General features: G+C 41.4%; 13 protein-coding genes, 1 tRNA gene and 1 pseudogene. 8 read left to right on the top strand and 7 right to left on the bottom strand.

Features of this window, described 5'->3' with window-relative positions:
• Window positions 1-41 precede the first annotated feature (41 nt).
• The gene (locus AC5EUN_RS00535) at window positions 42-401 is read left to right on the top strand and encodes a COG3415 family protein (protein ID WP_279701997.1); all 360 of its coding nucleotides are present in this window, start codon (window positions 42-44) and stop codon (window positions 399-401) included.
• 336 nt (window positions 402-737) lie between these two features.
• Here the strand turns inward: AC5EUN_RS00535 and AC5EUN_RS00530 are convergent, their stop codons facing one another.
• Genes AC5EUN_RS00530 through AC5EUN_RS00520 form a run of 3 tightly spaced genes read right to left on the bottom strand, consistent with a single transcriptional unit; the run spans window position 738 to window position 2,752 of the window.
• Window positions 738-1,130 (bottom strand): DUF4870 family protein, encoded by a 393-nt coding sequence (locus AC5EUN_RS00530; RefSeq protein ID WP_004691561.1) that lies wholly within the window; start codon window positions 1,128-1,130, stop codon window positions 738-740.
• Window positions 1,131-1,158: 28 nt separating this feature from the next.
• A complete protein-coding gene (locus AC5EUN_RS00525; protein WP_125281398.1) occupies window positions 1,159-1,788 on the bottom strand; it encodes a DUF1294 domain-containing protein in 630 nt (209 codons plus the stop codon).
• Between the two features lie 13 nt (window positions 1,789-1,801).
• Entirely contained in the window at window positions 1,802-2,752 is a 951-nt protein-coding gene (locus AC5EUN_RS00520) for a homoserine kinase (RefSeq protein ID WP_493352118.1), read from the bottom strand.
• A gap of 113 nt (window positions 2,753-2,865) precedes the next feature.
• Here AC5EUN_RS00520 and hisF point away from each other — a divergent pair, with 113 nt between their 5' ends.
• Window positions 2,866-3,624: an imidazole glycerol phosphate synthase subunit HisF gene (gene hisF / locus AC5EUN_RS00515; protein ID WP_010327680.1), complete on the top strand. Its 759-nt coding sequence runs from the start codon at window positions 2,866-2,868 to the stop codon at window positions 3,622-3,624.
• Window positions 3,625-3,764: 140 nt separating this feature from the next.
• Complete coding sequence (locus AC5EUN_RS00510) at window positions 3,765-4,160, top strand: hypothetical protein (RefSeq protein WP_493352117.1); 396 nt, start codon at window positions 3,765-3,767, stop codon at window positions 4,158-4,160.
• Window positions 4,161-4,476: 316 nt separating this feature from the next.
• Here AC5EUN_RS00510 and AC5EUN_RS00505 read toward each other — a convergent pair whose 3' ends face one another.
• On the bottom strand, window positions 4,477-5,115 hold the full coding sequence (locus tag AC5EUN_RS00505) for a hypothetical protein (RefSeq protein ID WP_493352116.1): 639 nt from the start codon (window positions 5,113-5,115) through the stop codon (window positions 4,477-4,479).
• A 110-nt stretch (window positions 5,116-5,225) separates the two neighbouring features.
• Here AC5EUN_RS00505 and AC5EUN_RS00500 point away from each other — a divergent pair, with 110 nt between their 5' ends.
• Window positions 5,226-6,227 carry an AraC family transcriptional regulator ligand-binding domain-containing protein gene (locus AC5EUN_RS00500; protein WP_493352115.1) on the top strand — a complete coding sequence of 334 codons (1,002 nt, stop codon included), beginning with the start codon at window positions 5,226-5,228 and terminating at the stop codon, window positions 6,225-6,227.
• Between the two features lie 131 nt (window positions 6,228-6,358).
• A pseudogene (locus AC5EUN_RS00495) lies at window positions 6,359-6,532 on the top strand (aquaporin); the annotation flags it as partial.
• A gap of 90 nt (window positions 6,533-6,622) precedes the next feature.
• On the opposite strand, the gene AC5EUN_RS00490 reads toward AC5EUN_RS00495, so the two are convergent.
• Together AC5EUN_RS00490 and AC5EUN_RS00485 are read right to left on the bottom strand one after the other, a co-directional pair.
• Window positions 6,623-6,868, bottom strand: coding sequence for a hypothetical protein (locus AC5EUN_RS00490; RefSeq protein ID WP_062032074.1), 246 nt, complete (start codon window positions 6,866-6,868; stop codon window positions 6,623-6,625).
• A gap of 76 nt (window positions 6,869-6,944) precedes the next feature.
• A complete protein-coding gene (locus AC5EUN_RS00485; protein ID WP_286405516.1) occupies window positions 6,945-8,033 on the bottom strand; it encodes a DNA/RNA non-specific endonuclease in 1,089 nt (362 codons plus the stop codon).
• A 257-nt stretch (window positions 8,034-8,290) separates the two neighbouring features.
• On the opposite strand from AC5EUN_RS00485, the gene AC5EUN_RS00480 reads away from it, so the two are divergent.
• Entirely contained in the window at window positions 8,291-8,899 is a 609-nt protein-coding gene (locus tag AC5EUN_RS00480; RefSeq protein ID WP_493352114.1) for a hypothetical protein, read from the top strand.
• Between the two features lie 59 nt (window positions 8,900-8,958).
• Here AC5EUN_RS00480 and AC5EUN_RS00475 read toward each other — a convergent pair whose 3' ends face one another.
• On the bottom strand, window positions 8,959-10,839 hold the full coding sequence (locus tag AC5EUN_RS00475) for a potassium transporter Kup (protein ID WP_005401570.1): 1,881 nt from the start codon (window positions 10,837-10,839) through the stop codon (window positions 8,959-8,961).
• 119 nt (window positions 10,840-10,958) lie between these two features.
• Between AC5EUN_RS00475 and AC5EUN_RS00470 the strand changes: the two genes are divergently transcribed.
• Together AC5EUN_RS00470 and AC5EUN_RS00465 are read left to right on the top strand one after the other, a co-directional pair.
• Window positions 10,959-11,048, top strand: a tRNA-Ser gene (locus tag AC5EUN_RS00470).
• A 313-nt stretch (window positions 11,049-11,361) separates the two neighbouring features.
• On the top strand, window positions 11,362-11,589 hold the full coding sequence (locus AC5EUN_RS00465) for a hypothetical protein (protein ID WP_493352113.1): 228 nt from the start codon (window positions 11,362-11,364) through the stop codon (window positions 11,587-11,589).
• Window positions 11,590-11,694: the final 105 nt, after the last annotated feature.

The raw sequence follows: 11,694 nt of genomic DNA, 5'->3' as shown, positions 1-11,694 counted from the left end.
CATATAATAACAGCTTCGCTATTTTAAAAATATTGAATTAAATGCCAAAGTACGATTTAGAAACTCGAAAAGCAGCGATTCAACGCTATAAACTCACGGATTATAAGGTTGCCGTTTGCAAGGAATTTAACATCTCTCGTGTGACCTTAGACGCATGGATTAAGCTCGAAGAGGAAACAGGTAGCTTGTCTCCAAAAGCAGCGAACAATCGTGGAGCACCTAGCCATATTAAAGACTGGAATGAATTTCAAGTATTTGTTAAAAATACAAAATTTCAAAATATTAGTGATTTAGTTCCACTTTTTGAACAACACTTTGGCTATTCTGTTTCTTATGCAGTTTTGGTTCGCGCCATCCATGTTTTGGGGCTAAAACGTCGTCGCGGAAGATTCTACGCTTAGTCAAAAAAGGCTATTTTTTAATAATATTCTCTACGCATTTATTCATATAAATAAATGTACATTAATGTAAGTTTAATTTATTAAAAATGTAAATTATAATTATTAAAAAAGTAATTACCTATAAATAAAAATGTAAGTTATAAATATTAAAAAAGTAAATATATTAATATAGAAAAGTAAAGATTGAAATTCAATTTAGTAAGGTACTTTTTAAAAGCCTGCGCAAAAATAGACATACTGCTGCATCAGCTTGGTTCATCTCGGTGCATAAATATCATCCCAAAAGATACAGACCTAAAAAAAGGGCATACAGCCCTTTTTAAATCCCATCACTTGTTATTGATACATCGGTTGATTGTCATTTAAACGAATAATGCCTTTAATGGCACGATACACAATCCACACCCATGACAACCCAATCACAGACACGCAGAATGTTGAAGCACCGAGTGCGACACCTGCGAAAGCGGTGGCATTTTCACCCGTAAAGAATAAGAAAATAAATGGCACAAAGGCGATCACGTTCCAAATCAAATACCACCAAAAGGTGCGAATCTGCCAAGTAAAATGGCTCTCAAAAATGGAACCTCGCACAGAGCCACGCTTCACATAATTAATCACTAAAGCAATGATGGCTAAAATCCCTGCGGAAAAAATCGCAACGATATACAAAATATAAAGAATAAAAGTCAGACTACGATTCGGATCTTGATCGACTGAATAATTCATATTGTCCCTCATGAAGTGGGCTTGAACTTTAAATAGGCAAACTATTGAAAGGAGAAATAAGCCATAAAATTAAAAGAATATTGAATAGAATTGTACAAAAGTAAATCTTTCTAAAGGGTTGTTTTTGTGTTTTATGTCGTAGCTTTTGCTGCGCTAACCATGCTGCAGGCCATCCCCCTAAAAATGAAAGGAGATGTAGTGTATTTTCAGGTACACGGCGCTGTCCATTTTGTGCAGCCTCTTTGTCTTGTGCATAGAACCAATAACTGGCCGCATTCATCACACTAATCAACAGCAGCACCAATCCACTCAAGCGCCCCAAGAGTACCAATAGCGCCAAAAACACGATGTATGCCACCGACGCAATTTGCATTGGACTCCAGCGTTGACCCTGTTCGGTCTTTTTCGGTGAGACTTTTGAGGTACGACTCTTTTGGGTTTGTGATGCTTTTAAATAACTGACTTGCTGTGCACGATAACGCCCTTGCGCATCCACAAGCACGTTGTATTCCAACGCACAGCCTAAAATAGGACGAGGACCTTGCCGTGCAAAGTCCTTGATATGTAAAAACACGCGATCTTTACTGTCATCGTTGGGCTGAATAAAGCCATAGCCTTTTTCATCGAACCATTCAACGAGTCGTCCTTGGTCACGCATTTTTCTTTCCTATTTAAGCAGTTACAAACTTTAAGCGGTCAATCACCATATTACGCATTTCGGCAGGATTTTTCTGCAAAATGTCATCCCCTGTACGGCCTTGTTCTGCATTTTTTTGTGCCACTTGTAAACGCATCATCCAAAAACGCGCAGCAGCCATTGCCAGATACAGCTCTAGGCAAGATTTTTCATCAGTCGTCAAAGGACGAATGCTTTCATAGGCGTTTAAGAATGCGATGGCCTTGTCTTCATTTAAGTGCACACTTGGATATTCGGTACAGAAGTCATTCAGTGTAATCGCAATATCAAACAAGAACTCATCTTTATTCAGTTCATAAAAATCTAAAATGCCTTTGAGCTGATTGCCCTCAAACAAAGTGTTGTCACGGAATAAATCCGAGTGGATAAAGCCCTTTGGACGATTCGGATAAACCGCCGATAATGCATCATATAAACCCAACAACTTACTGAGCAGTGCCTGATCCGCTTCACTTAAAGTTGGTTTCATCTGTAACGCTACAGCGAGCCAGTAGTCATGGTCACGGTATTCTGCACGCTCCAGTGGAAAATTTTGCAGTGCGACGTGCATTTGTGCTTGTGCAACCGCAATCGCCTCGGCTTGCTCAAGGGTCGCAGGCATGGGGTGTTTACCCATCATCCGTGGGGCAATTTGCGCAGGTTTATCTTTTAAACTATGAATGGCTTTGCCTGAGTGACTTAAAGGTACAGGAACCGTTAAACCAGCCTGACCTAAATGCTCAAGTACAGGAACCAACTCGCCTGCGCCCTGTTCATCCATTTCTTCAAATACAGTCAATACATACTGCACAGCATTTTCACACACAATAAAATAGTTCGTATTTTGAATACCGCCTTGAATTGGGATCAGATCGATTACCTCAAGTCCATAAGGTGCTGCAAACGCCTGAACTTCCTGTAAAGTCAAAGTGGTATAAACCGACATATAAAACCTGCAAAAAAACTTACATAAGTTTGATAGAATACCCGCTCCGACTATTAAGGTGTAGCATCTAAGTCGCGAAGTTTCATAATCGGCTGTTATTTTTGGAAAAAATTATGCTAGCTAAACGTATTATTCCTTGCCTCGACGTAGACAACGGTCGTGTAGTGAAAGGTGTTCAATTCCTTGATATTCGTGATGCAGGTGACCCAGTAGAAGTAGCACGTCGATATAACGAACAAGGTGCTGATGAAATTACCTTCTTAGACATTACCGCAACTTCGAATGGTCGTGACACGACTTATCGTACTGTTGAACGTATGGCTGAAACGGTTTTTGTTCCCTTAACGGTCGGTGGTGGCGTTCGCAAAGTTGAAGACATTCGTCTCTTACTCAATGCTGGCGCGGACAAAGTGAGCATTAACTCAGCAGCGGTGTTTAACCCAGAATTTGTACAAGAAGCATCGCAACGCTTTGGCGCACAGTGTATTGTGGTTGCCATTGACGCAAAAAAAACGGGCGAGAATAAATGGGAAATTTTTACCCATGGCGGCCGTAAACCAACGGGTATTGATGCAATTGAATGGTCCGTGAAAATGGCTGACTTTGGTGCAGGTGAACTGCTGATTACTTCGATGGATGCCGATGGTACCAAAGCAGGTTATGACCTCGAGCTGATGCGTCAAATCAATGACCGCGTCACCATTCCAACCATTGCTTCGGGCGGTGTCGGTAACTTACAACACTTGGCCGATGGTATTTTAAAAGGTGGCGCAGACGCTGTACTGGCTGCTTCTATCTTCCACTTTGGACAACACACCATTCCTGAAGCGAAGAAATACCTTGCAGATCAAGGCATCGAAATGCGTCTATAAATAGACAATAACCGTAAAACCTATGAAAAGAGTGCTTTCGAGTACTCTTTTTATCATTTTAAAGATGAGAAAAAATGTATCTCTTAGAACTAATCTTATTTATTTGTGGTCTATTGATCTGTTTTGTTTTCATCCTTTTGATGAAGAAATATGCTGACCGCCCTTTCGGTATGCTGACTGTATTGTTACTGCTTGGTTTATGCCTGTTTAGCTATATCAGCTTCTGCAAATATCAGTTTAAACACTATTATGAAAAAGCGCTGATTGCACCTGATCAAATTCGGGCTTGTGGTATTTTTACACAATGGTCAGAGGTCACTCATTATCGACGGCACAACATCAGTACTGAAAAAGTTTTTTATTTTCAGAGTGATCGACAAGCTTTTTTATTTAGCAATAGTCCGCGTGCCAGACAAAGCTTCCCTGATCTCAAAACCTTAAACATCAACGAGCATGTTTGCTTTCAGTTTTCCCCTGACTATACCGATGAAATGGATCGCTATATTTTAACGGGCTTTAAAAAGCAGGCGAATTAAATGGCTCAATTACGCTGTACCTCGGCACAGCCAGTGCCTCTATTATGCAGCAAATGTTAAAGCTTAGAATGTTCGCTGGATCTTGATCTCAATTACGCTCACAATTTTTGAGATAAAAAAAGGGAGTCTTGCGACTCCCTATAAACCTAGAATAAGTACAACATTGTCTTGTTAAACTGGAAAATGAAAAATGACGTACTAGTGCTCATGAGATGATTTCACCTCATCAACAGCTTTACTATAGAATGTTCAAATGACGAAATATTGACAATATATACCAATATTATTGACAAATCACGACAAAATACCTATTCAGTTATCCTGCAACCATTTCCGTCGTCTGCGCTGAGTTCAGTGGAATCGCTTCAGGTGCCTTAACCCATTTTGCAGGGAAGACCTGATTGACCCACTGGGTGAGCTTATCCGACACCACTTGGGGTAAAGCAATACCCAACGGATTTTGCTCTTGCAAATCCAATGAGGAAATGACCCGCGTTCCTAAAATATAATCAAACCATGGCTTGGTCACACACCAGTTGGCATCCTGATTAGAGTTCATATGATGATCATAATGCCAAGGAATCTTACGCATTGCCCAGTCTGGCTCTAAGTGCGCACGACGGTGAATATAGTAATAATTTCCCGCACTGTACAGCACAGACAAAGTCATGCCTTTGGAGACAGGATAAAATAATGTCCCAAAAACACCCGCTACGACAGCGAGTGACACGATTTCATTTTTGGTACGCCAGTTGCTCCAACCTTCAACATAACCATGATCGTGAAACGTGGTTTTCCGCACTTCTCGATGATGCTCCCAATGCGATTTCATGCTGTCAGGCACGGGGCTATAGCGCGGCTTTCCAGCACGGTGTGTTCCATGCAAAATATATTTATGTGCAACCCACTCAAACGCATTGGCAACCACTAGTCCTGCGACAAAACCCTTCCACATGGCAAATTCCTCCTATATTCAGATTGAATATAATGTGGAAACTATGCTAAATATTGACCCTAGCATTCAAATTCATTGACAAATTACGACAAGAACAATAGAGCCAATAAATGCAACATTTCAAAGACTACACAGGTTCTGTCTACGGTGGACTGGGGCATTTACTCTATGCCTATTGCCAAGCCGTGGGCTATCCAATTTCTGAACAACTTGAAAAAGCACAGAACTTAGAACGTTTTGATTATGCCCTGTGGTTAGAGTTACTGAATGATCTTGACAGCCATCTGCACATCCCTGCGCTCGGACTTGAGATTGCAAAGTATGTACAGCCCAAGCATTTAGGCATTTTGGGCTATATTGCGCTGTCCTGCGAAAATTTAGGCGAGGCGCTCACCCGTTATCATGACTTTCACCGCCTCATTTATGATGGCAGTTCACTATATGTTGCAATTGAAGGTGAAAATCTATGCTTTGGTTGGGTGGAGATGCCGATTGAACTGACCACACAACTCAGCAATGAAGTGGCAATGGCGCTGATCATTCAGTTTATGAAGCACTTTGTCGCCCATGACGACATCCAGCTCAGTGAAGTTCATTTTACTCACCCTACACCGAAAAATACGACACTGTATGAGCAGTACTTTAATTGTAAAGTTCGCTTCTCTCAAAGCCGACCGATGATGATGATTCCCCTCAGCGAATTATCCATGCCCTTTCAGCAAGGTGATCAAACCCTGCAAAAACTGCTCTTACAACAAGCCGAAGCATTGCTAGAAAAACTTCCCAACTCCACCCACATCGACCAGCGCTTACAGCATGCGATTTTAACGGGGCTACAAAAAAACCAATATCAAATTGAACATATTGCTCGGCAGCTGAACTTTTCAGTTCGACAACTGCAACGTTACTTACAACAACAAGGCACGACCTACCAACAGCGGATGCAAGAAGTTCGACGTATTTTGGCGGAGCAATACTTAAAAGATCCACACCTCAGCTTACAGGAAATTGCACTGTTGCTGAGTTACTCAGAGCAAAGTGCTTTTCAACGTGCCTTTAAACACTGGACCCAAGTCACACCTCAGCAGTGGCGTATTCAGCATTTTCACTAAAATCTGACCTGTTTAATCCACGTTATCAGGATGTCATGCTTTTTTTGTTAAATTGATTAAAAAACGAGTATTTTCTCGTTAGATATAAAGTTCTATGCGAATAAAACATCAATAACTACAAAAAGCGCATTATGAATAAATATCTTGCTGAATTCATCGGAACGTTTTGGTTGGTCTTCGGAGGCTGTGGCAGTGCCATTTTTGCAGCAGCTTTTCCCGAGTTGCGCATCGGCTTTCTTGGCGTTGCACTTGCCTTTGATTTAACCGTTTTAACGGGTGCCTTTGCACTTGGACATATCTCTGGCGAGGATTAATTTTTTCTCTCCCCATCAATAACAAAGCCTACAATCTGTAGGCTTTGTTATTGTTCCACATGGAACATAGATAGACTTATGTTATAAAAACGGATTGTCAATTTCACCCGACTGCAGATGTTCAATTTTCTCAGGAAGCTGGGCTTCACTTTCAAGCTGTTGCACAATGGCATTCAGATACGCCTGCAATGCTTTGGCCGCAGCTAAACCGGCTTGGTCTTTGGTGAGTTGTAAATTGCCATAAATACTGACGCAGTCCGTGTCATTTTCAAGGGTCAAATCATGGATGGCATGGGACTCATTGCCATGTACAAAAGGTTTAAACATTTTATTTTTACTCTTCTTTATTCTTCAGGCATCGGGCACTGCAGTCGAATGCCTACACATCCAACTGCGTAGAACTTTAACGTAACAGCTGCAAAATATATTGCAATAAGACGTCGACCAATTGTTTCACAATCGCATCTTGATCCGCCGCATCAATACCCGTGCCTTTTGTGACTGTGCTACCACTACTCGACTGAGTAGAGCCCGATTTAAAGTTTTTTTGTAAGGCTTTGAGCTGCTCGGATGAAACCTCTTCTGCGCACTGACTTTCCGCATCCCAATGTGAGTATTGAATTGCACTATTGGCTTTTACCGCCGTTGCTGTCAACGGTAGTTTATAAGTATTACGTTTTTGCTCTTCTGTCAGTTGCGGAAATAAATTCACACCCAACTGCTCTTCCAAATAGCAGACACTGACAATTCTTACCTGCTGTGAATTATCATTCGGTGCGTAATAAGCGCCGATTGCACCCGTTTTTGGCATATAGACCGCTTTATAAACCGCACTCGGAACAATCACTCCCTGACCAATGGTCTTAAGTTTTTTGCCCTGAAATACTGGCCCAGTCACCACAAAAACATCTAGCTTTTGCTTGGTCACAAGCGCCCGTGTGGCTTCTTCCAATTCACGCCACACTTGCTGATTATTTTTAGGAGCCTGTGGCACCATGTTGGCCAAAGAAAAACTGTCGAATTGTGCGGCTTTATTCGGCATATCAGCATTCGGTGCCATATGTCCACGGTCATAGCCTGAACCACGGTAGTCCGACAATGTCGCTCGATGTTCAGTTGCAACATTATTTTCTTCGTGAAAACTATCTTCACGTGGAATTTTTTGGCTCAGGCGCTGCGGCGTCAGAGCCTCTGCAACCCAGAGGGGGGTTTTCGAAACGCCCGAATACATCACATTAAAGCCGTTAAAGCACAGTGCATAGCTGTGTTTACTTAAACTTTCTTTGAGTAAATAGGGCGGAATTTCCCTATAAAATTGTTCTAAACAGGCTGAATTTGAGCTTGGGCTTAAAGACACGTATTGCTGAATTTTTTCTTGACCAAAAGCAATCGCAAAACTTCCCGTTGCCACCAATCCTAAAATCACTTTCAGGCCATTTTGATTAAACATGTTAAACACTGACTTACCTGAACTACTTTTCTTCTTCGCCATCACAACTACAATAAACATCGGTTTTTCACGAGCTTAACAATCAGCGTATACGAAGTATATCGCTCGAGTTCTATTCGCATAACAATTAAACAAAACGCCATATTTAGATGATTTTGCATGTAACAAAATGTCTTTTTTGTAGAGTTTTTCTACGACAACGTGATGCGATTGCGTATCTTTGATTGCTGTCGCTTCAAAAAATATGCCAAGGTAAAAATGAATCGAACGAAATAATACATGCAATTTACGGAGTTCTTATGCATTCTAAGATTTTAGCTTCTCTTGGTTTAATCGGCACAGTGATAAGTGCTTCAGCCTTCGCCGAGCCACCTATCCAACCGGGTGACACCTTAGAAAGTCTCTCTCAAGCCAAAGTCACGACTACTGTTAATGGTCAACCGGGTTCTATTCAAGAACTCGTAAGCTCAGGGCAAATTAAATTGCTTGATCCAAATGCAGCACCTATCAGCCCAGCGAGCCAAGGTGTACCCAATGACCAAGCAGTGATGCCAACATCACCACAGAGTGAAGCCCCTGTTCAACAGGCCGCACCTGACACCACAGTGCAACAACAAGTCGCTGCGACTCCAACAGAGCAACATCCGCTGGCACCAAATGCAGAACTCTCAGCGCAACAAGCTGAAGCGGCGTTAAATGATGCTGTCGCACCTACGGGAAATGCAGACATGAATGCTGCCCCAGCTGCTGCACCGCCATTAGATTCATCAGCAGAGGCACCTGTCAATGCGGTTGAGCCTGATTCACTGCCATTACCAGATGCCCCTGCTCAAGCACTTCCTGACGCTTCAGCAGAACAACCTGTCCAAGCGATGCCTGAAGCACCTGAAAATGATCCAATGAACTAAGACTTCAACTGATTTATCCTCCAAAAAAACCAGCATATATGCTGGTTTTTTATTGAAGTTTAAATCTGGATCTGACTACCCAGCTCAACCACGCGATTGGTTGGAATTTGATAGAAGTCGCTCACAGGACTGGTATTCCGTTGCATTGAGATAAAGAGCTTTTCACGCCACGGCGCCATACCATCCCCTACAGTACTGATAATCCGTTCACGCGAGATGAAAAAACTAATTTGCATTAGATCATATTCAAAACCAAGTTCAGCATAGGCCATTTCCAAGGCTTGCGGAATATTTGGCTGATCTTTAAAACCATAATACAAAGTAATACGATAAAAACGGACATCCAGTTTTTCAACACTACTGCGTTCTTGTGACGGAACAAAAGGAATATCGCGTGTAATAACCGTTACCATGATGTTGCGTTCATGCAGGACTTTGTTGTGCTTAATATTGTGAAGCATTGCGTGTGGCACAATATTTGGTGTACCAGTCAAAAAGACTGCATCACCTGGAACGAACTTAGTTTCACTACCCATACTAATGCTTTTAATAAATAGGTCTATTGGCAATGAATCCTTTTCAAGACGCTTCAACACTAATGCACGACCATCTTTCCATGTCATTAAAATAGTATACAGCACTGCACCAATTAAAATTGGAACCCATCCACCTGATAAAATTTTAAGCGAAGTCGAGGCAACAAAAACTGTATCAAGTAACAAAAATGGCACGGCGAATAATGCAACTTTCCACATTGGCCAACGCCACAACCCATAGGCCAAAATAGAGATTAAAATAGTGCCACACAACATAGTCATGGTGACCGCAACTCCATAAGCACTAGCCAAATTCTCACTATTCTCAAACAATAAAATTAAGATCAGTACAGAGATATACAGCGCCCAATTAATAAATGGCAAATAAATTTGACCGCGCTCTACCTCTGAAGTATGTCGCACTGCCAAACGAGGTAAATAACGTAATTGAATGGCTTGATTAACCATAGAAAATACGCCGGTAATAACCGCCTGAGATGCGATAACTGCTGCTGCTGTGGCCAAACCAATCATTGGAAATAGTGCCCATTCTGGAATAAGCATATAAAAAGGATTCGCGAGTGCATCCGCGTCACGCAATAACAATGCTCCTTGCCCTGCATAATTCAATAACAAACATGGTAATACAATAATAAACCAAGCTAAACGAATCGGAAGACGACCAAAATGTCCCATATCAGCGTAAAGTGCTTCGCCGCCCGTCATAGTCAAAATCACGGCACCCATAGTCAGAAAAGCCACATAGGGTTGATTAAAGACAAAACTCAATGCCCAGTACGGATTAACCATCAATAATACATGAGGGGTCTGAAAAATACTCCACAGCCCTAAAGCACCAATCGCTAAGAACCACAGTAGGGTTAATGGCCCAAAGAATTTCCCCATTGTCCCTGTCCCATGGCGCTGTACCAAAAATAAGCCAGTGATAATTCCTATGGATAAGGGCTCTAACCACTGATTAAAAATAGGCGTAGCAATACTGAGACCTTCTATTGCAGAAAGAACCGAAATTGCAGGAGTAATAATTCCATCACCAAAAAACAGTGATGCACCAATAAATCCCAGAGCAATAAGATAAATTTTCTTGTTATCACTAATTAAGGTGGTTCGCAGATTTAGTGCCAGTAAGGACATAATTCCGCCCTCACCGTTATTGTCTGCTCGCATAATAATCGTAACGTATTTAAAACTCACCGTTAGCATCATGCACCAAAAAATGAGGGACAAAATGCCTAAAACTGACGCTTCTGATATCGCTAGATGGGCTGTTAAAAAACATTGGCGCAGTGCATAAAGTGGACTGGTTCCAATATCTCCAAACACGACCCCAAGGGCGGCTAAGGTGATTGCGGGCAATGCGGCTTTTTTTGCAGTACTTTGCATAGGGTGTCTTCAATTTAGACAGTATTTTTGCGAATCATATCATCACGCTAAAAGTTTTTCTCTAAATCAATTGTTTCACCTTGTCGATGGCTATGTTTTTCGATATTATCCTCCGCCATGGTGAGGTGTCCGAGTGGCTGAAGGAGCACGCCTGGAAAGTGTGTATACGTTTGCGCGTATCGAGGGTTCGAATCCCTCTCTCACCGCCAAAATTTTAAAGACCTTAATCGAAAGATTAAGGTCTTTTTTTATGCTGAACATTCTTATTTAGACTTGGCACAAAGTCTGCTTTATAAAAATGACTCTTCACCCAATAGGATAATTTGCACCACAAAGTGAAATATTTATTCAAAAATAAACGCTTGAACCTGATTCAAACTTGAGCTAAAACAATTTCTAAGGGAGGTTAAAATAAATCATCAATGATCATCTAGATGCAATGTTTATGAAGCACAATTCATTTGCGGTATATAACTAGCGAAACACAAAATTGACCAATAAAACTGCTATTCGGGAGTCAGAATGAATAACAGCACCAATTATGTCAAACAAATTAAAAACGCTAAACGAGGCGGTTATACCCCAACCCTTGCAAAGGATGTCAACAAACATAAAATTCAAAAAGCAATTCGTCTGATTGAACAATGGAGAACGATGGCCAATGAACTCAAACCTCAAATGCAACTCGACATGGCTTTTACATTGGAAGAATGTGCCCAAGACCTCGATCAAATTTTAAGAAGCAAATAAGTTCCATGTTTTCACTTAACCCTATTTAAAAACAGTTTCATCACAGCCACCCAAATTTTATTCTTAGCTTTCACCCACCCCTTGGTGGGTGAAGTTTGCACAAAA

It is taken from the genome of Acinetobacter sp. CAU_H_S170_2 (assembly GCF_058890445.1).
The sequence above is the reverse complement of the archived record's forward strand: the minus strand, read 5'-3'. Positions and strand labels throughout refer to the sequence as shown.